At 62.7% G+C, this 20,528-nt stretch carries 18 protein-coding genes; 5 read left to right on the forward strand and 13 right to left on the reverse strand.

What is annotated here, in order from left to right; translation table 11 throughout:
* Position 1 precedes the first annotated feature (1 nt).
* The 3 genes from moaC to lexA all read left to right on the forward strand — a co-directional run bounded on the left by moaC (position 2) and on the right by lexA (position 2,514).
* The gene (moaC, locus tag J1C56_RS04440) at positions 2 to 484 is read left to right on the forward strand and encodes a cyclic pyranopterin monophosphate synthase MoaC (protein ID WP_214386323.1); all 483 of its coding nucleotides are present in this window, start codon (positions 2 to 4) and stop codon (positions 482 to 484) included.
* Positions 485 to 1,690, forward strand: a complete 1,206-nt coding sequence (locus J1C56_RS04445) for a molybdopterin molybdotransferase MoeA (protein WP_214386325.1) — start codon at positions 485 to 487, stop codon at positions 1,688 to 1,690.
* Between the two features lie 107 nt (positions 1,691 to 1,797).
* Positions 1,798 to 2,514: a transcriptional repressor LexA gene (lexA, locus tag J1C56_RS04450; protein ID WP_214386327.1), complete on the forward strand. Its 717-nt coding sequence runs from the start codon at positions 1,798 to 1,800 to the stop codon at positions 2,512 to 2,514.
* Between the two features lie 95 nt (positions 2,515 to 2,609).
* Here lexA and J1C56_RS04455 read toward each other — a convergent pair whose 3' ends face one another.
* Positions 2,610 to 5,084, reverse strand: coding sequence for a ComEC/Rec2 family competence protein (locus tag J1C56_RS04455; protein ID WP_214386328.1), 2,475 nt, complete (start codon positions 5,082 to 5,084; stop codon positions 2,610 to 2,612).
* Positions 5,085 to 5,186: 102 nt separating this feature from the next.
* On the opposite strand from J1C56_RS04455, the gene gltX reads away from it, so the two are divergent.
* Positions 5,187 to 6,614: a glutamate--tRNA ligase gene (gltX, locus tag J1C56_RS04460; RefSeq protein WP_214386697.1), complete on the forward strand. Its 1,428-nt coding sequence runs from the start codon at positions 5,187 to 5,189 to the stop codon at positions 6,612 to 6,614.
* A 184-nt stretch (positions 6,615 to 6,798) separates the two neighbouring features.
* Entirely contained in the window at positions 6,799 to 8,088 is a 1,290-nt protein-coding gene (gene gltA / locus J1C56_RS04465; protein WP_214386329.1) for a citrate synthase, read from the forward strand.
* Between the two features lie 100 nt (positions 8,089 to 8,188).
* Here the strand turns inward: gltA and lpxB are convergent, their stop codons facing one another.
* The 12 genes from lpxB to tsf form a co-directional block, all read right to left on the reverse strand.
* A complete protein-coding gene (gene lpxB / locus J1C56_RS04470) occupies positions 8,189 to 9,352 on the reverse strand; it encodes a lipid-A-disaccharide synthase (RefSeq protein ID WP_214386331.1) in 1,164 nt (387 codons plus the stop codon).
* On the reverse strand, positions 9,349 to 10,242 hold the full coding sequence (locus tag J1C56_RS04475; protein ID WP_214386333.1) for an LpxI family protein: 894 nt from the start codon (positions 10,240 to 10,242) through the stop codon (positions 9,349 to 9,351). The genes lpxB and J1C56_RS04475 overlap by 4 nt, the downstream gene beginning before the upstream one ends.
* A complete protein-coding gene (gene lpxA / locus J1C56_RS04480; protein ID WP_214386335.1) occupies positions 10,229 to 11,065 on the reverse strand; it encodes an acyl-ACP--UDP-N-acetylglucosamine O-acyltransferase in 837 nt (278 codons plus the stop codon). The genes J1C56_RS04475 and lpxA overlap by 14 nt, the downstream gene beginning before the upstream one ends.
* A 12-nt stretch (positions 11,066 to 11,077) precedes the next feature.
* Positions 11,078 to 11,542 carry a 3-hydroxyacyl-ACP dehydratase FabZ gene (gene fabZ / locus J1C56_RS04485; protein WP_214386337.1) on the reverse strand — a complete coding sequence of 155 codons (465 nt, stop codon included), beginning with the start codon at positions 11,540 to 11,542 and terminating at the stop codon, positions 11,078 to 11,080.
* Entirely contained in the window at positions 11,535 to 12,593 is a 1,059-nt protein-coding gene (lpxD, locus tag J1C56_RS04490) for a UDP-3-O-(3-hydroxymyristoyl)glucosamine N-acyltransferase (RefSeq protein WP_214386339.1), read from the reverse strand. Before lpxD ends, fabZ begins: the two co-directional genes overlap by 8 nt.
* Before the next feature lie 72 nt (positions 12,594 to 12,665).
* A complete protein-coding gene (gene bamA / locus J1C56_RS04495; RefSeq protein ID WP_214386341.1) occupies positions 12,666 to 15,032 on the reverse strand; it encodes an outer membrane protein assembly factor BamA in 2,367 nt (788 codons plus the stop codon).
* Positions 15,033 to 15,253: 221 nt separating this feature from the next.
* Positions 15,254 to 16,393: an RIP metalloprotease RseP gene (gene rseP, locus J1C56_RS04500; RefSeq protein WP_214386343.1), complete on the reverse strand. Its 1,140-nt coding sequence runs from the start codon at positions 16,391 to 16,393 to the stop codon at positions 15,254 to 15,256.
* Positions 16,394 to 16,475: 82 nt separating this feature from the next.
* Positions 16,476 to 17,306: a phosphatidate cytidylyltransferase gene (locus J1C56_RS04505; protein ID WP_214386345.1), complete on the reverse strand. Its 831-nt coding sequence runs from the start codon at positions 17,304 to 17,306 to the stop codon at positions 16,476 to 16,478.
* A 7-nt stretch (positions 17,307 to 17,313) separates the two neighbouring features.
* Entirely contained in the window at positions 17,314 to 18,033 is a 720-nt protein-coding gene (locus tag J1C56_RS04510) for an isoprenyl transferase (RefSeq protein ID WP_214386347.1), read from the reverse strand.
* 30 nt (positions 18,034 to 18,063) lie between these two features.
* Positions 18,064 to 18,618 (reverse strand): ribosome recycling factor, encoded by a 555-nt coding sequence (frr, locus tag J1C56_RS04515; RefSeq protein ID WP_214386349.1) that lies wholly within the window; start codon positions 18,616 to 18,618, stop codon positions 18,064 to 18,066.
* 43 nt (positions 18,619 to 18,661) lie between these two features.
* A complete protein-coding gene (gene pyrH, locus J1C56_RS04520) occupies positions 18,662 to 19,384 on the reverse strand; it encodes a UMP kinase (RefSeq protein WP_214386351.1) in 723 nt (240 codons plus the stop codon).
* Between the two features lie 110 nt (positions 19,385 to 19,494).
* Positions 19,495 to 20,415 (reverse strand): translation elongation factor Ts, encoded by a 921-nt coding sequence (gene tsf, locus J1C56_RS04525; RefSeq protein ID WP_214386353.1) that lies wholly within the window; start codon positions 20,413 to 20,415, stop codon positions 19,495 to 19,497.
* Positions 20,416 to 20,528: the final 113 nt, after the last annotated feature.

Consider the following 20,528-nt stretch of genomic DNA (forward strand, 5'->3'; position numbering starts at 1 on the left):
CATGGCGACAACCCTCACTCATATCGGTGCCACTGGCGAAGCCAACATGGTCGATGTCGGCGACAAGGCCGAGACCACGCGCACGGCGATCGCCGAAGGCCATGTTGTCATGCGCACTGAAACCCTGGCGCTGATCCTGTCGGGCAATGCCAAGAAAGGCGACGTGCTCGGCACCGCGCGCATTGCCGGCATCATGGCCGCCAAGCGTACGCATGAGCTTGTACCGCTTTGCCATCCGATCCTGCTGACCAAGGTTTCGGTCGAGATCGAGCCGGACGAGGCCCTGCCCGGTCTTCGCGTGACAGCACTTGCGCGCGTCACCGGCAAGACCGGCGTCGAGATGGAGGCGCTGACCGCCGCATCGGTCGCCTGCCTGACCATCTACGACATGGCCAAGGCGGCCGACCGCGGCATGGTCATTTCCGGCATCAGGCTGGTCGAGAAGACCGGCGGCAAGTCGGGCGATTACAAGGCAGCCGAATAGATGGCGCTGCTGCCGGTCGCCAAGGCTCTGGAGCGCCTGCTCGATGGCGCCGAACCCGCTGGTACGGAAACTGTTGGGCTCGGCGAGGCCTCGGGACGCGTTCTCGCGGCACCCTTGCACGCCTTGCGCACCCAGCCACCGTTCGACGCTTCCGCGATGGACGGCTATGCCGTGCGCGTCGCCGACATCGCATCGCTTCCGGCGCGGCTGAAGGTCATCGGCGAGGCCCCCGCCGGCAAGCAATTCACCGGAACCGTGGCGCAAGGCGAGACGGTGCGCATCTTCACCGGAGCACCTGTGCCCCTGGGGTCAGACACCGTCGTCATTCAGGAAAACGTCAACGATCTCGGCAATGGCGAAATCGAGGTACTGGAACCGGCGGTACTTGGCCGCAACATCCGCGCCAGGGGCCTCGATTTCAAGCAGGGCGACCTCATACTCGACGCCGGCCGCGTGCTCGATCCGGCCGCATTGTCGCTCATCGCCGCCGCCAATCACCCTGAGATGGCCGTGGTCCGCGCGCCACTGGTCGCCATCATCGCCACCGGCGACGAGCTGCTGCCACCCGGCAGCAATCCCGGCCCCGACCAGATCATCGCCTCCAACGCCTATGGCGTCGGTGCGATTGCCCAGTCGGTCGGCGCACACGTGCTCGATCTCGGCATCGCCCCCGATCGCACCGAGGCGATCTCGGCGCTGGTAACAAAGGCGCTCGATGCCGAAGCCGACGTGATCGTGACTCTCGGCGGCGCTTCGGTCGGCGACCACGATCTGGTCCATGGCGTACTGACCGGGCTCGGCATGGATCTCGATTTCTGGAAGATCGCCATGCGCCCCGGCAAGCCTCTGATGTTCGGCCGCCTCGGCGACACGCGGTGCATAGGCCTGCCTGGCAATCCGGTCGCCAGCCTGATCTGCGCGCACATCTTCCTGAAGCCCCTGCTGGCAAAGCTTGGCGGGCGGCCCTATTCGCCCGACATCCGCACCGGCGTGCTCGACACGGCGATGGCAGCCAACGACCTGCGCCAGGATTTCGTGCGCGCCATTGCCCGCGAGACCCCCGACGGCCTCATCGTCACGCCGTACACCATCCAGGATTCGTCGATGCTGCGCACGCTCGCCGACGCCAATTGCGCCCTCATGCGCGAGCCCTTCGCACCGGCTGCTGAATCTGGCAGCGCCTGCCGCGTGATGATGCTGCGCTGAACGAAGCAGCCGCCTCCCTTCACTAAATATAAACAGTTGCAGAACACAACTGGAACAGATAGTGTTTGTTCTGGGTTTGTTTTTCTTCTGATTCCTCGGGGGTGGCGATGCTGACGCGCAAACAACATGAGCTTCTGCTGTTCATCCACGAGCGATTGAAGGAGACAGGCATCCCGCCATCCTTCGACGAAATGAAGGAAGCACTCGACCTCGCGTCCAAATCCGGCATTCACCGCCTGATCACGGCTCTCGAGGAACGCGGCTTCATCCGGCGCCTGCCCAACCGGGCGCGCGCGCTTGAAGTGCTGCGCATGCCAGATTCGATCGCGCCAGGCTTGAACGCGGCGCGGAAATTCTCGCCCAGCGTCATCGAAGGCAGCCTTGGGCGCAGACCAGAGCCGTCCCGCTCGATGTCCGCGGGCAATGACGACGACGCAGGTTCGGCCGTCACCATTCCGGTGATGGGACGCATCGCCGCCGGCGTGCCGATCGATGCCATACAGCACAAGACGCATTCAATCGCCGTTCCGCCAGACATGATCATGGGCGGCGAGCACTATGCGCTCGAGGTGAAGGGCGACTCGATGATCGAGGCCGGCATCTTCGACGGCGACACTGTCGTCATCCGCAGTTCGACCACTGCCAACCCCGGCGAGATCATCGTCGCGCTCGTCGATGATGAGGAAGCGACGCTCAAGCGTTTCCGCCGCAAGGGCGCATCGATCGCGCTCGAGGCCGCCAATCCGGCATATGAAACCCGCATCTTCGGGCCCGACAGGGTCAAGGTCCAGGGCAAGCTTGTCGGGCTGATCCGCCGCTACTGACTTTCCGGGAGCGCAAGAGAAAGCGCTGTTTTCAATCGCTTCTCGCGCTGATCCATGTGCTTATGAGCGACCCATCCCCACGTCCGCCCACCGGGTTACTGTGACGGGGTTGCTGCGTATGGCGGTTTGGGGCGTTTGTCGGCGCGCTTGTAGGGCGGCAGGCCCCTCGCCTCGCGAGAGAATGCGCGCTGGGCGTGCCACGGCCGGTATGGCTCGGTCAAAGCGTGGCGAATTTCAACTTTCGGGCGGGCGCTATCCGACATGGGCGTCAGGAATATCGCGGCACTGCCGAGGCGCGCAAGTTCGCGGCTGGTGAGCACGGCCGCGGCCGAATTCGGGCAAATGTCTTTGGCTGTGGCATCGTTCACAATGACGAGCTTGGCGCTTGCGCAGGCGCGCCTGGCGGAATCTGCGTTCTCCGCGTGGGCGATCTGCGCACCTGCGGACTGTCCAACGATGCACACGCCGTTGCCGCAGGCAAAGGACCCTAGGCTGGTCGGCGGGCTCACGCCGCCCAGGTTGAGCGAACTGCCGGCCTTTGTCGGGCTGTCTGGCGCGATGCGCGCCGGGCTGACAATTTCTTCGGACACCACCGCCCGCTTCCAGTTGTCGACGGTGAACTGGTTGGGCCGGGCGCGATTGACGGCGAGCCTGCCGTCGCCAACCGGCACACCCACAAGGCGGCCATCTTCCGAAACAAGCACGTCGGGCGTCTTGGTCTCCACCACGGTCAGGACTCCCAGCGCAGCAAGCGGCAGGGCCGCGACGCGCAACCAGGTCGTCGCCATCGATGCGATGATCAGTGCAGCGGTGACGAGCACGACTGCGTGCGTCGACACCAGCCCCACGGCATCGACAGGTGAGCGCTCGGAAAACCACATAGCCAAGGCGATCATCGCCTTCAGGCCGAGCCCCATCGTATCGAGGAAGATCCCATCAAGCCCAAGCGGCATGAAGATGCCCGCAACCACCGCAAATGGCATGACCAGGACCGAGACGAACGGCATGACGGCAAGATTGGCCACGAGGCTGAGCGGCGAGACGCGCTGGAAATGCCAGGCTCCGAAAACGCTCGTGGCAATGCCCGCGATCAGCGAGGTCGCGACAAGCCCGAGCGTTACGGTTGCAAGCCAGCGCCAGATCTTCGACGGCAATGACCTTTGGCCGGTCGGTGGCGCTTGCTCCTCGCGCCTGTCGGACCACCAGGCATAGGCGCCGACCAGTGCCGCCGTTGCCGCAAAGGACATCTGAAAGCTCGGCCCGACCACCTCATGCGGCGATATAATGATGACAACGATGGCCGAGATGGCCAGGTTGCGCATGGTGAGGGCGGCACGGTCGAACAGCACGGCGACAAGCATCACCGCCAGCATGATGAAGCTGCGTTGTGCCGCGACCTCGGCGCCGGAGATGAACAGGTAGCCACCTGTCGAGACCAGAGCTGCGCCTGCCGCGACTTTCTTCACTGGCCAATGCGAGCTGAAATTGGGAAAGGCTGCGAAGGAAAGCCGCATCAGCAGCATGACGGTGCCCGCGACCATCGCCATGTGCAGGCCCGAAATCGAGATGATGTGATAGAGGCCTGTGCGCCGCAGCGCCTCGTTGACATCCTCCGGTATGCCGCCACGCACGCCGACAACCAGGGCTGCCGCGATTTCGCCCTCCGGCCCGCCGATCCGCTCGCGTATGCGCTGGGCAATCTTTTCACGTACGTTCTCCACAGAAGCAGAAGCACGATCACTGACCGACAATGGCTGCGTGGCTACAGCGAGTTCAGGCCCCTTCATGAAAAAGCCGCTGGCGCCGATGCCGTCGAAAAAGCTCTCGAAGGAAAAATCGTAGCTGCCCGGCCGCACCGGCCCTGACGGCGGCATGAGCCTGGCATAGCCCGTCACCTCAGACCCTGCCTGTACGCCCTCGGGAAGCTTGCGCGCGGTCAGCCGCACACGCTCCGGCGCATAGCGCAACACAGGGCGCGCGGTAGCCAGAACGTCGAGCGTCAGCCGCACTCTGCCGTTGTCCAGATGATCGATCTCGACGACGCGTCCAGTGAGGGCCGTCGATATTTCGGCACCCAGCATCTTCGTTGCCATCCGCTCCGTTTCGAACTTGGCCACCACCATGCCAAGCATGCCGGCTGCGACAGCGGCGAGTGTGTAATGGCTCAATCTGTGCGTGCGCCTCAGCGAGGCAAGCAAGGCCGGAAGTGCGAAAGCCGCGACCAGCGGGGCAAGATCCGGTTCGGTCGGCAAGGTGAAATAGACCAGCGCGCCGAAGGCCAGAAACACGGGAACGAGAAGGAACGCCGCACCACGGTCGAGCTCCGCCTCGATCGCTGCCAGCACAGATCGCGCATTGATCTGGTGGCCAGCCAGCAATTGCGATGCTTGTTGTAGCCGAGATGGGTGCCGTGGCTGCAGCGGCAATGCGCCGGCGGCTGCATCGGCGTCGGGCGCCGCTGGCTGTGCCCACGAAACAGCATGCGTAGCCGCAACAGCCAGCAAGTCGCGCTCGCTGGCCTCGACCACCGGATTGTTACCGGCTTGCCCCTCCCGCACGCGCTCGCCCATCGGGCCTGCCTCTTGCGCCCCAGACCTTCTATGCTACATCAACCGCACACAAACGCCATGCGCCGCCGGCTTTCGGCCAAGCGCGTCATGCCTCCCTTGGAAATCGCCATGCCTGTCGTCACCCGCTTCGCCCCCTCGCCCACCGGCTATCTGCACATTGGTGGCGCGCGCACCGCTCTCTTCAACTGGCTCTATTCCCGCCACACCGGCGGCACCATGCTGCTGCGTATCGAAGACACCGACCGCGAGCGCTCGACCGACGCCGCAACAGCCGCGATCCTCGAGGGACTCACCTGGCTTGGCCTGACCTGGGAAGGCGAGCCGATCTCGCAGTTCGAGCGCGCGCCGCGCCACCGCGAAGTGGCCGAGGAACTCGTGCGTCTCGGCAAGGCCTATTATTGCTACGCCTCGCAGGAAGAGCTGACCGAGATGCGCGAGAAGGCCCGCGCCGAGGGCAAGCCGCCGCGCTATGACGGTCGCTGGCGCGACCGCGACCCGTCCGAGGCACCTGCTGGCGTCAAGCCGGTCATCCGCATCAAGGCGCCGCAGGACGGTGAGACGCTCGTGCTCGACCGCGTCCAGGGCGACGTGCGCTTTCCCAACAAGGATCTCGACGATTTCATCATCCTGCGCTCGGACGGCGTGCCGACCTACATGCATGCGGTCGTCGTCGACGATCACGACATGGGCGTCACCCATATCATCCGTGGCGACGACCACCTGACCAACGCCGCGCGCCAGACCGTCATCTACACCGCCATGGGCTGGGACGTGCCTGTCATGGCCCACATCCCGCTGATCCACGGTGCGGATGGCGCCAAGCTGTCCAAGCGCCACGGCGCGCTCGGCGTCGATGCCTATCGCGCCATGGGCTACCTGCCCGAGGCGCTGCTCAACTATCTCGCCCGCCTCGGCTGGAGCCATGGCGACGACGAGGTGATGAGCATCGAGAACATGATCGGCTGGTTCGAGATCGAGGACGTCAACAAGGGTGCTGCGCGCTTCGACTTCGCCAAGCTCGAGGCGCTGAACGGCGTCCATATGCGCCAGATGGACGACAAGAAGCTGTTCGACATCTTCGTTGCCACCTTGCCCTACCTGCCCGGCGGCGACGCCATCCTCGGCGGGCTCGACGACACGCGCAAGTCGCAGTTGCTTGCCGCCATGCCTGGCCTCAAGGAGCGTGCCAAGACGCTGATCGAATTGGCTGACGGCGCCGGCTTCCTGTTTGCCCAGCGCCCGCTGCCGCTCGACGAAAAGGCCGCCGGCCTGCTTGCCGGTCCGGCCAAGGACATCCTCAAGGGCGCGCACGCAGCACTGGCGACGGTTGCCGCCAGCGACTGGACTGCCGCCAATGCCGAGGCGGCGATCCGCGAGTTTGCCGTCCGCGAAAACGTGAAATTGGGGGGCGTTGCCCAGCCCTTGCGAGCCGCCTTGACGGGCAAAAGCACCTCGCCTGGCGTGTTCGATGTCCTTGCCGTTCTGGGGCGCGACGAAAGTCTAGCCCGCATTTCCGATCAAATCGATTAGGTCAGCAGTGCTTTCCTAGTTTTGCATTGAAATGAGGCTGTTGCGGTGCAACATTGCGGCAACAGGTCAATTTGAAAGCAGCGGGAAAGCTGGAAAGCGAGTTCAAGCGTTCCGGGCCTAATGGGTTGCCTTGTTATGACGATTGCGCCGCGCAAGGCGGCAACTCAGCACTAAGGAGTATGCGATGACTGATTCGACCGCCAAACTGGAGTTCCGCGGCCAGACCCACGAGTTCAAGGTCCGCGGCGGAACGGTCGGACCGGATGTGATCGACATCGCATCGCTCTACGCCACGACGGGCGCCTTCACCTACGACCCGGGCTTCACCTCAACCGCAAGCTGCGAATCGGAAATCACCTTCATCGACGGCGACGCCGGTGTCTTGCTGCACCGCGGCTATCCGATCGACCAGCTGGCCGAGCATGGCGACTTCCTTGAAGTCTGCTACCTGCTGCTTTACGGCGAACTGCCGACCAAGGCCCAGAAGGACGACTTCGACTATCGCATCACGCGCCACACCATGGTGCATGAGCAGATGTCGCGCTTCTTCACCGGCTTCCGCCGCGACGCCCACCCGATGGCGGTGATGTGCGGCGTGGTCGGCGCGCTGTCGGCCTTCTATCACGACTCGACCGACATCTCCGATCCGCACCAGCGCATGGTCGCGTCGATCCGCCTGATCGCCAAGATGCCGACGATTGCCGCGATGGCCTACAAGTACCACATCGGCCAGCCGTTCATTTACCCCAAGAACGAGTTGAACTTCGCCGCCAACTTCCTGCACATGTGCTTTGCCGTGCCGTGCGAGGAATACAAGGTCAACCCGGTTCTGGCGCGCGCCATGGAGCGCATCTTCATCCTGCACGCCGACCACGAGCAGAACGCCTCGACCTCGACCGTGCGTCTCGCCGGCTCGTCGGGCGCCAACCCGTTCGCCTGCATCGCAGCCGGCATTGCCTGCCTGTGGGGTCCCGCGCATGGCGGCGCCAATGAGGCGGCGCTCAACATGCTGTCCGAGATCGGCCACGTCGACCGCATTCCGGAGTTTGTTGCCCGCGCCAAGGACAAGAACGATCCGTTCCGCCTGATGGGCTTCGGTCACCGCGTCTACAAGAACTACGACCCGCGCGCCAAGATCATGCAGAAGACCACGCATGAGGTTCTGGGCGAGCTCGGCATCAAGGACGATCCGATGCTCGACGTTGCGATGGAGCTCGAGCGTATTGCGCTGACCGACGAGTACTTCATCGAAAAGAAGCTCTACCCGAATATCGACTTCTATTCGGGCATCACGCTCAAGGCGCTGGGCTTCCCCACCACCATGTTCACGGTGCTGTTCGCGCTTGCCCGCACAGTCGGCTGGATCGCGCAGTGGAAGGAAATGATCGAGGATCCGCGCCAGAAGATCGGCCGCCCGCGCCAGCTCTATACGGGTGCTGCCGAGCGCGATTACGTGCCGATCGCCAAGCGCTAGGCATTGCTACGACGCGCGTCCTCTCGGGCGCGCGGCCGCAGCTCGAAGCTGCAAACCACTTGAAAAACACCCGCCAGGCCATTGCCTTGGCGGGTGTTTTTCATTTCACAATGTGTTTGAGAACCGCTTCCGCTGCAATCTCGCCGGACGGGCGTTCAGTCGCCATGCGCCTGACGATTTCGGCGAAGCCGTCCTTTTGCCAGCGGCGAAGGCCGCTGTCTTCGAAGAGGCCCTCGATAAAGCGCGCCATCGATTGCGGGCGCACATACTCGTTATAGGTTTCCTGCACGACCAGCCGGTCAGCGATCAGGTTGGGCAGCGCTGCACTCCACACTGTGACCAGGCGCTGGATCATTCGCGCAAGGGTGTCGAGCTTGTAGGACGACAGCATCGGCACGCCGGCAAGCGCGAGTTCGAGCGACACCGTTCCAGAGGCGATCAAAGCAGCATCGGCTTCACCGAATGCCTGCCACTTGTGCTGCGGATCGAGAATGATCTCAGGCTTTTGCGGCCAACCGGAGACGGCCTCTTCGACCAGGCTGGCGACATGCGGCACCGTCGGCAAAAGCAGGCGCAAACGATGACCGCGCGCGCGCAGGATCGAAACAGTCTCGCCGAACGGGCCGATGAGACTGCGCACCTCACTGCGGCGCGACCCTGGCAGCAGCAGAAGCGTCTTCTCGCGGTCAGGCGCCGTTGCAGCTTTGCCCTCCTGCATCGCCGCAGCAATCGCGATGCCCGGATCGGTCGTCAGGCGATGACCGACGAAGGTGCCGTGCGGGCCGTCCAGGCGCGCAAGTTCGGCCGGCTCGAACGGCAGGATGCAGAACACTTCGTCGACATGTGGCTTCATCGCCTTGGCCCGGCCCGGCCGCCAGGCCCAGACACTCGGGCAGATATAGTGGACGATAGGGATCGTTGGATCGAGGGCCCTCACCTTCTTTGCGACGCGCAGCGAAAAGTCAGGGCTGTCGATGGTGATGAGGCAGTCCGGCTTTTCTGCCGCCACGAAACTTGCAGTCTGGCCGATCCGCCTGATCAGGCGCGGCAGGTCGCGTACGATCGCCGTCAGCCCCATCAATGCAATCTCGCCGGCGTCGAACAACGGCGAAAGGCCGAGTTCCTGCAGATGGCGACCACCGGTGCCGACAAGCCTGACCTCGCGCCCGCTCAGGCGTTGCAGCGCCTGCACGAGATCAGCGCCCAGCAGGTCACCCGACTCCTCGCCCGCGACGATGGCAATCTTGAGCGGCGGCAGGGTCATTCTTTGCTTCCCTCGCCAGAAAGGCCGATAACGAACAGGCCGAGCCTGTCGGCGCGTTCGACGACCTCGCCATAGTCGAGCACCAGCGAGCGTCCGGCCTCGATGCCGATCCCGGCGAGACCCGCCGCATGCGCCGCATCGATGGTTGCCGGCCCGATTGTCGGCAAATCGGCGCGCAGCTCCTGGTTCGGCTTGGCGCATTTGACCAGAACGCCGCGCTTTCGCCCAACGATACGGCCGTTGTTGCGCAGATCACGCACGCGTTCGAGCAACAGGTCGGTACCTTCGATGCCCTCGAGAGCAATGGCGCGCCCGCCTATGGCAACCGCGGCTTGGCCAACATCGAGTGCGCCGATCGTGCGAGCCGCCTCCTGGCCGGCGCGAAGGTCGGCCCAGTCACCCTCTTGAGGCGCCAACGCACCCATGCGGCCCACGACGGCCAAAAGCTCAGGAACAACCTGATGCGCGCCGACGACCTTGATGCCGTTATCCTCTATGGTTTCGACCAGGATACGCAACAGGCCGTCGTCGCCGCGTGCAAGCGCTGCCAATGCACGAGGCAGCACGCGCAGCAGCGCCACGCTCGGGCGAATGGCCCGCCACGCCGGGCGGCGGCTGATGCCGCCCGCCAGGACGCAATGGGTGATGTTGTGGCGCTTGAGCAACGGCACGAGCGAGGCGAACTGCTCGATGGCCAGCCGTTCGCCGGAGTAATTCCATAGGCTCGTGCCGGGATCGGTCTCGCCTTCGATCAGGACGATGAAAGGCTTGTGGCCAGCCTCGGCGAGACTGTCGGCGACGTTGACCGGGAGCCGGCCGCTGCCGGCAACGACAGCAACCCGGTCGGTCGCGGAAAGGTCTATCCTCTTTCCGCCCTCAGCCTTCGTCATCGGCGGCGTCTTCGGCGACGGCGTTTCTCAGCGGCGGAACGGTGAAATGGCGCTTGCCGCGTGCCTGGATGAAATCCAAGACGTCGCGCACGATGGGCGAACCAGCGAACTCGCCTTCGACAAGAAGGATGCTCTCGGCCACCGATCGGGTTGGATCAAAGATCATCTTGTAGGCCTTGCGCAGGGCGAAGATTTCGGCGCGCGGCAGACCGGAGCGCCTCATGCCGATGACATTGAGCCCACGCAGTCGCGCCCGGTTTCCCATCACCATGCCGTAAGGGATGACGTCGCCATCGACGATGGCTCCCCCGCCGGCAAAGGCATGATGGCCGATACGCGTCATCTGGTGGACGGCGCACAGGCCGCCAAGCGTAACGTTGTTGCCGACTTCGACATGGCCACCGAGCGTCGCGACATTGGCCATGGTGACGTTGTCGCCGACGATGCAGTCATGCGCGATGTGGGCGTAGGCCAGGAACAACCCGTTGTCGCCGACTGTGGTCGTGCCACGGCTCGTGTCGGTACCGACATGCATGGTCACGCCTTCGCGGATCGTGCTGTTCTTGCCGACCACGAGCGTCGTGCGGCCGCCCTTGTGCTTGTTGTTCTGCGGCGCAGCGCCGAGTGTGGCTTGCGGAAACACCTTGCAGCCTTCACCGAGCGACGTCGCGCCCAGGATAGATACATGGCTCATCAGTTCGACGCGGTCGCCAATGATGGCATCGGCGCTGACATGGCAGAACGGGCCGACGCGCACGCCTGCGCCCAGTTGTGCACCTGCTTCGACGACGGCGGCAGGATGAATGAAGGTTTCAGTCTGCATGACTCTTCTTGCTTATTCCTTGGGTACCATCATCGCGGCCACTTCGGCCTCCGCGACGACAGCGCCGTCGACACGCGCATGGCACGCAAATTTCAGGATGTTGCCGCGCTTCTTGATCTTCTTGACGTGGATCCTGAGCTGATCGCCCGGCACGACCGGCTTGCGGAACTTGGCGCCATCGACGGTCATCAGATAAACAAGCGAAGGGGTTTCGTCGATTACAAGGCGCAAGCAGATGGCGCCCGCAGTCTGTGCCATCGCTTCAATGATCAGCACACCAGGCATCACGGGATGGCTGGGGAAATGTCCCTGGAAGTGCGGTTCGTTGACGGTCACGTTCTTGATGCCGACGGCTGAGTCGTCGCCATCGATCTCGACGATGCGATCGATCAAAAGAAACGGGTAGCGGTGCGGCAGGATATTGAAAAGGCCCTGGATATCGACGGCTTCGAGCGTCTTGGTTGCCTGGTCAGTCATTGCTCCCACCCCCCTTTGATTTTCCCATGGCCATTTTTCTGATCAATGCGAACTCGCGCATCGCCAATTTCATCGGTTTCGCAGGAAAACCTGCCCAAACTTCGCCCGCCGGCACGTCATGCATCAGGCCACTGCGCGCTGCCAGTTGCGCGCCCGAACCGATGGTCAAATGATCGGCCAGGCCGACGCCGCCGCCCATCATCACGTTGTCCCCGACGACGACTGAGCCGGAAATACCGCTAAGCCCCGCAATAACGCAATTGCGGCCAATGCGCACGTTGTGGGCGATCTGAACAAGATTGTCGATCTTGGTGTTTTCACCGATGACGGTGTCCGCCATCGCGCCACGATCAACTGTCGAATTGGCGCCGATCTCGACATTGTCCTGGATAATGACACGGCCGATCTGCGGGATACGCTCCGGGCCGCGCGCGCCCCCGGCAAAACCAAAGCCGTCCTGGCCGATGCGGGCGCCTGCGTGGATGATGACGCCATTGCCGACCAGCGCATATTGGATCGAGCAGTGAGAGCCGATGTAGCAATCACGGCCGACCTGCGACGAGCGCCCGACGACCGCATTCGCAGCCACAACCGTGCCACTGCCTACTGCTGCGTTCGGGCCAATCACCGCACCGGCCTCAATGACCGCACCAGCCTCGATATGGGCGGTAGGATCAATATGGGCGAAGGGCGAAATGCCTGACTCGCCAGTAACGCCTACAGGTCGCTCGGCGTCGGGATAAAGCAGCCTGCCGATACGGGCGAAGGCAGCCTGTGGACGAGGCGTGATGAGAACAGCGATGCCGTTCGGAACCAGGTCGGCAACATCAGGCGTGCAAAGCACTGCCGCCGCATGCAGCGACTTGAGTGGTGCTGCGTTACGCTTGCCGTCGACAAACACCAGAGCACCACCGCCACCACTGCTTGCCGCAGCGATGGTCGAAATGGAGATTTCAGAATGTATGGGATCAACGAGCGTAGCGCCGGTAAGGCCGGCCACCTCGCCCACCGAAAAGCGGCGTGACGGCACAAAAAATACCGGATCCGTCATGAAATGCTGTTCCAGCCAAGCCGGGCAACCGTCTTCCGGGCCACGATGGCCCGGAAGTATCGTTCCGCGCAATTAGAAGCGGGTCGAAATGCCGAAGTTGAATTCCTGCGTCTCGTCGCCGTCAACCTTCTTGACGGGCACTGCGTAGTCGATGCGCAGCGGGCCAAATGGCGAAGCCCAAAGCAGGCCGACACCAACCGAGGCACGAAGCTCCATGTCGGTCGACGTACCGAAGGTAACGTCCTTGACCTTGCTGCCATAGAGCGTCGCAGCATCTGCGAAGACCGCACCGCGAAGACCGAAGCTTTCCGGGACGACCGGGATTGGGAACTGCGCTTCAGCCGAGGCATTGAAGTAGGTCGTACCGCCGAGATGCTCTTTGGTGAGCGTGTCCTGAGGTCCGATGCCGTTGTACTTGAAGCCACGGATCATGCGATCGTTGCTCTTGAACTGGTCGAACACGCGCAGGCCGTCGTCGCCGAAGCCCTGGATGTGTCCACCACCAGCCGAAACGAGGCCAACGATGTCAAGCTCTTCCGACAAAGTCTGGTAGTAGCTTGCACGCCCCGTAAACTTGACGAACTTCGCATCACCACCGAGACCAGCAACTTCGGTCGTGAAGTTGGCATAGATACCGTTATGCGGGTTCTTCATGTCGTCGATGGTGTTGTAGACCAGCGTTCCGCTGACCGACGACTTGATCCACGGGCTGTCCTTGACACCATTGACGATTGCTGCGGAGACGCTGCAACCCGGGTTTGGGATGCCATCGCCGTTGCTGTCGCAAGACTCGGAAAGGTTATATTCTTCCTGCGAGATATTGTACGCCAGCTGCGTCGAGATGTTGTTGGTGATCGGCAGACCAAAGCGGATGGTGCCACCTGTCACGTCGCTATCGTAGTTGTCGTACTTGCGGGTCTGACGGAACACGTCGAAACCGGCAGCGATACGGCGACCGAGGAAATACGGCTCGGTGAACGAGAAGCTGTAGTCGCGCGAGTTCTTGCCGCCACCGGCCGAGAACTTGATGAACTGGCCACGGCCGAGGAAGTTACGCTCGGTGATCGAGCCTTCCACCGACGGACCGGCATTGTCGCCACCGGTCGAATAGCCGGCGCCGATCGAGAACTCGCCGGTCGACTTCTCGACCAGATCGACAACCAGCACAACCTGATCAGGCTGCGAGCCGGGAGCTGTCGAGACTTCGACGCGCTCGAAGAAGTTCAGTGCCTCGAGGCGCTTCTTGGCGCGCTGGATCAGCACCTGGTTGAAGGCATCGCCTTCGGAAACGTCGAATTCACGACGGATCACGAAGTCACGGGTGCGCTCGTTGCCGCGGATTTCAATACGCTCGACATAGGCCTTGGCGCCCTGGTCGACGGTGTAAGCGACAGAAATGGTGCGGGTCTCGAAATTGCGGTCGCCGCGCGGCGTCACCTTGGCGAAGGCATAGCCGGCGCCGGCAACGTTCTCGGTGATCGCGATGATCGAGTCTTCGACGTCCTTGGCGTTGTAGACGTCACCCTTGCGCGTCTCGACAAGACGCTGAAGGCTGGCGCCATCGACCTCGGGAATGCTGCTCTCAACCGTCACATCGCCGAACGTATAACGCTGACCTTCGTCAACGGTGATCGTGATGGTGTACTGGTTGGTCGCCTCGTCGAGTTCGCCAAAGGCTGAGACAACCTGGAAATCGGCGTAGCCGTGATTGAAGTAGAAGCGACGCAGCGCCTCTTCGTCGGCCCGCAGGCGGTCTTCGTCATAAATGTCGTCACGCAGCATGAACGACAGGAACGACGAGCGCTTGGTCGAAATGATGTCTGCGAGACGGCGATCGCCATAGGCATCGTTACCGACGAAGTTGATCGCAGCAATCTTGGTGCGGCCGCCTTCATTGATCTCGAAAACCACGTTCACGCGGTTTTCGCCGAGGTCCATGACCTTGGTGCCAACAGTGACGTCGTCACGGCCGACGCGCTTGTAGGCATCCTTGATCGCCTGGGCGTCAGACTCCATCGTCGCCTGCGAGAACGCGCCACGCGGCTTGAGCTGAACCGCGCCACCAAGTGCCGCGTCCTTGAGCTTCTTGTTGCCCTGGAACAGCACGTTGTTGACGACCTGGTACTCGGAAACCTGGACGACCAGGGTCGAACCGACCTGGTTGATCCGGACGTCGGAGAACAGGCCGCTGCCGAACAGTGCCTTCACCGCGTCGTCGATATCGGTATTCGAGAACGACTTGCCGGGCTTGATGGTGATGTAGTTGCGGACGGTATCCGCATCGACGCGCTGATTGCCGCGCACTTCGACCCGGTTGACCACCGCCGCTTGCGCGGCTGACACGGCAACAAACTGGACCGCCACTGCGCCTGGAATGGCCAGAGCGGCTGATAGAGCCACCGCGGACGCGGCGCTCGCAAACTTAGATGCTGCCTTCATAATCGGCCTTTACAACCTTTTCTCGAAGTCCCCACGGCGAGAAAACCGGACGTCGCGGTAATTTCCCGTACCGTAATAACTGGATTTTCCCTACACGCAAGGCTTCTGGTTAATTTGCGCTTACTTCCCCAGCGAGCGTGACTTTCGCGTCACGCATACTGCCCCGGATGGTAAACGCTCCCTCAATGGACCCCTTGCCGGCCCTAAATTTGTTCATGATTTCAGCAGCCAAACAGGTCGTTCCAGAAAACGAAGCCCATAAAGGCCAGCACGAGAATCATCCCCACACGATATACAGCTTCCATCGCCCGCTCGGAAACAGGGCGCCTGATGACAGCTTCGACTGCATAGAACGCCAAGTGGCCGCCGTCGAGTGGAGGAATCGGCAGAAGGTTCAGAAAACCGATGCCGACCGACAAAAGTGCCACCAATTGCACCAGCCAGACAAAGCCCAACTGTGCCGCCTTGCCGGCCATGTCGGCAATTTTGACCGGACCGCCGAGCTGGCACTTGTCCTCGCGACCAACGACGAATCGCTTCAGGAACTGGCCGGTCCGCTCGATGATGTGACCGGTTTCCGAAACGGCCTGTACGAAGGCGCCTCCCGGGCTGTAGCTGATCAGCCTGGGCTGCCCCAATTCCTCGTTGTTGACGACGCCGATGACCGCAACCTTGACCGAATTGCCGAGCGCGTCCTTCTGTTCCATCATTTCAGGCGTGGCGGTGACCGTGACTTCCTTGCCGTCGCGCATCATCACGAAGGTGAGCGGGTCGCCGCCGCGTCCCGAGACAATGCGCTGGACGTCGGAGAAGGTTTCGACCTGCTGACCGTCGACGCTGACGAATCGGTCGCCTGGCTGGATGCCGGCATTCGCGGCCGGGCTCGCAGCGCGCACCTCGGCAACCGTCGGCTCCATCACGTAGCGGCCATAGGCCGAAAACAGCACGGTGAAGACCGCGATGGTCAGCAGGAAATTGAACAGAGGGCCGGCAAACACTGTTGCCGCGCGCTTCCAGACCGGCTGGGTATGAAAGGCAACCTTGCGCTCGGCAGCGCTGAGATTGTCATCCTCGCCGCTCTCCGGCTTGCTGGTGACGCTCATGTCGCCGACGAACTTGACGTAGCCGCCCAGGGGAATCGCGCACAGCTTCCAGCGGGTGCCGCGCCGGTCGTTGAAGCCGAGAAGCTCGGGGCCAAAGCCGATCGAAAAGGCTTTCACACCGATACCGCACCAGCGGCCGACCAGATAGTGGCCCATCTCGTGCACGAACACCACGATGGTGAGCACGAACAGGAACGGCACGATGGTGCCGATCAGGAGACCATCCGTAGTCAGGAACGCGGGAAGATACTCGCTCAAATCAAGCCCTCAACCAGATACCGTAGTGCCCCAAGTGAAGCACCGCGCCTTGCCCGAGGCTTGCGCCTTGCGGGTTGGTCGCTCAGGCGGGAAACAATCCCTGAGCAGGATGATCGGCAGAACCGGACATCCAGCCGATGACGTATAGGGCAAATGCAGCCGCGACAAGCCCATCGACACGGTCCATCACCCCGCCATGGCCGGGAATGAGCGACCCCGAATCCTTGTAGCCATGCCGGCGCTTGACCCATGATTCGAACAGGTCGCCCGCTTGCGAGATCACTGAAAGCAGTACGGCCACCACGGCCAGGACGAACAGGTTGCCCGTACCGGCAACGCAGGCAAGCAAAAGCCCTGCAACGACACCGCCGACGGCGCCACCGACAGCGCCGCTGCGCGTCTTGCCAGGAGAGATGGCCGGCGCAAGCTTGGGGCCGCCGACCTTGCGGCCGACAAAATAGGCAAAGATGTCGGTTGCCCAGACAACCGAAAACAGAAACAGGATGGCGACAAGGCCGGATGCGTCGTTGCCGCGCAGCAGGGCTAGGGACAGGCCTGAGAGCGCGGCATAGCCAAAGCCGGCAGCTTCCCACGCCCCTGCTCCGCGCAGCTTGCCAAGCCCCCAGAGGATGAGCGTAAAGACCGCGGCCAGAATGATAAGGGCGAGTGCCGGAATGCCCGCAACCAGGGCACCGGCGAACATCAGGATCAGCACCTCGGGCAACATGTTGAGGTTGCCGCCGGCCCAGCCGGTTTCGCTGTTTGGCCGCGACATGCGCGACCACTCGTAGAATATGGCCAGCGCGATTGCTGCGGTCAGCATCCGAAACGGCAGCCCACCCAGCCAAGTGAGCAACAGCACCGCAGCGGCAAGCACGATCGCCGAAATTGTACGGAGCTGGAGATTGCTCATAGCGAAGTCACGAGGCGACGTCGCGGGCCGCAAGCCCACCGAAACGGCGTTCGCGGCCGGTATATTCGCGCAATGCTTCCGACAGGTGCTCGCGGGTGAAATCCGGCCAGTAGCAAGGCTGGAAGATCAGTTCGCTGTAGGCCGACTGCCAGGGCAGGAAGTTGGACATGCGGATTTCGCCACTGGTGCGAATGACCAGATCGGGATCAGGAATGCCCGACGTATCGAGCTCTTCGGCAAACAGCTCCGGCGTGATCTGTTCGCTGGCGATATCGCCACGCTTGACCGCTTCGGCCAAGCGCCGCGCCGCGCGCGCGATCTCGTCGCGTCCGCCATAGTTGAACGCGATGACCAGCGTCAGCGAGTCATTGCCTGCCGTCAGCGTTTCGGCTTCCTCAAGCAGGCTGCGGATATCGGGCTGCAGCGTCGTCCTGTCGCCGATGATCTGGACACGCACGCCGCTGTTGTGGAGTTCGGCAAGATCGCGCCGAATGAAGATCTTGAGCAGTCCCATGAGGTCGGTGACCTCGGACTTGGGCCGTGACCAGTTCTCCGACGAGAATGCGTAGACGGTCAGCCAGGAAATGCCGAGGTCAGCTGCCGCGCGAACAGTCCGGCGCAGTGCCTCGACGCCTGCCCGATGCCCCGCAACGCGTGGCAGGCCGCGGGCTTTCGCCCAGCGACCGTTGCCGTCCATGATGATCGCGACATGCGCGGGCGTAGTCATCCGTTCGCTTTCGAGGCCAGCTTCGGCCGCTTAGACTTGCATGATCTCGGCTTCTTTGGTCGCGAGAAGGCTATCGACCTGATTGATCGTGTCGTCGGTCAGCTTCTGGACCTTTTCGGACTGGATCCGCTGGTCGTCCTGGCTGATATCGCCGTCCTTCTCGGCCTTCTTGAGCGCATCCATGCCGTCGCGGCGCACGTGCCGCGTGGCGACTTTGGCGTTCTCGGCATAGGTGTGGGCAATCTTGACCAGTTCCTTGCGGCGCTGCTCGTTGAGTTCCGGCAGCGGGATGCGCAGGTTGGTGCCGTCGACGATCGGGTTGAAGCCAAGGTTCGATTCGCGGATGGCGCGGTCGACAGCGCCGACCATCGACTTGTCCCAGACCGAAACCGAGATCATGCGCGGCTCGGGCACCGATACCGTCGCAACCTGGTTGAGTGGCATGGACGAGCCGTAGGCCTGGACATGGACCGGATCGAGCAGGTTGCTCGAGGCGCGGCCCGTGCGCAGCGAGGCGAGGTCGTGCTTGAAGGCGTTGATGGCGCCTTCCATGCGGCGCTGAAGATCGCTGTAGTCCGTGCTCATTGCAGTCTCCTTGGTCCCTGTTACGGGGCCATCGTTCCAATCGTCAGGCGTCCGCAACAACCGTGCAGCGACCGCCACCTCTCAATATTTCGCCGAACCCGCCTTTTTCATGGATCGAATAGACGATTATCGGAATGTTGTTTTCGCGCGCAAGAGCAATCGCGGCCGTATCCATGATCGACAGGCCTTTTGTGATGACTTCCGCATGCGTGATGCGCTCGAAGCGCGTCGCGGCAGGATCCTTTTTCGGATCGGCCGAGTAGACACCGTCGACCTGGGTGCCCTTGAATAGCGCGTCGGCGCCGATCTCGGCGGCGCGAAGTGCCGCGGCCGAATCGGTGGTGAAGAACGGATTACCCGTGCCGCCGGCGAAGATCACGACCTTGCCGGCATCCATGTAGGCAGTCGCCTGGCGCTGCGAGAAGCTTTCGCAAAGCTCCGGCATGGCGATTGCCGAAAGCACAACGGCGTCGACGCCAAGCTTGACCAGCGAGGTGCGCAGCGCCAGCGAGTTGATGACGGTGGCAAGCATGCCCATGTGGTCGCCGGTGACGCGGTCGCCCCCCTTGGAGGCCACGGCCACGCCGCGGAAGATGTTGCCGCCGCCGATCACAACGCCGACCTCGACGCCAAGCGATCTCGCCTCGGCAATATCGGAAGCAATGCGGTCGACAACCGAGACGTCGATGCCAAAATGCTGCTCGCCCATCAGGGCTTCACCCGACGCCTTAAGCAGAACACGCCGGTAGAGCGGCTTGGCGGTCATGAATTCCTCACGGCTGTTGAAAGATCGCAGTTCCGATACACGAAGGGCGCCGCGATGTCACGCGGCGCCCTTCGGCTATCCTCAGGAAGCGCTTGATGCAGCGCTACTTTTTAGCCCTTAACGGCGGCTGCAACTTCAGCTGCGAAGTCGCTCTCTTCCTTCTCGATGCCTTCACCGAGCGCAAAGCGAACGTAGCCGCTGATCTTGGCCGGCGCGCCGATCTGCTTTTCGGCATCCTTCAGTGCAGCCTCGACCGTCAGGTCGGGGTTGAGCACGAAAGCCTGCTTCAGCAGCACGACTTCTTCGTAGAACTTGCGCATGCGGCCTTCGACCATCTTCTCGATGATGTTTTCCGGCTTGCCCGACTGACGCGCCTGGTCGGCGAAGATCGCCTTCTCGCGCTCGACAGCCGAAGCATCGACTTCGTCGGGCGTCAGTGCCAGCGGGTTGGTCGCGGCAACATGCATGGCGACCTGACGCGCGAAGGCGCGGGCCGCATCGTGGTTGCCGGCGGTCTCGATCGCAACCAGAACGCCGAGCTTGCCGAGATTGTCGGCAACAGCGTTGTGGACGTAGGTCGCGACGACGCCTTCGGAAACCGAAAGCTTGACCGAGCGGCGGAAGCTCATGTTTTCGCCGATGGTGCCGACAGCGTCCTTGATGGTGTCGGCGACGGTCTTGTCCGAACCCGGATACTTCGCGGCAGCAACCGCGGCGGTATCGCCATAAGCAAGAGCGACCTTGGCAACGTTGGCGACGATTTCCTGGAAGGCCGCGTTGCGGGCAACGAAGTCGGTTTCCGAATTGACTTCGACGACGACGGCTTCGCGCACGCCGGCATCGACGCCGACCAGGCCCTCGGCCGCGGTGCGGCTGGCCTTCTTGTCGGCCTTGGAGATACCCTTCTTGCGCAGCCAGTCGACTGCAGCTTCCATGTCGCCGCCGGTCTCGGTGAGAGCCGCCTTGCAATCCATCATGCCCGCGCCCGAGAGTTCGCGGAGTTCTTTAACCTGTGCTGCCGAAATGCTCATTGTGGCCTCTTTGCTTCAAAATGCGCGAACGCACCACCGAGGGTTCGATGATGCGCCGAACGCCGGCGCTAGCTGCGCCCAATCCTGAAAAGGAAGGCCGGTTGCCCGGCCTT

This window comes from Aminobacter anthyllidis (genome assembly GCF_018555685.1).
Classification (GTDB): domain Bacteria; phylum Pseudomonadota; class Alphaproteobacteria; order Rhizobiales; family Rhizobiaceae; genus Aminobacter; species Aminobacter anthyllidis.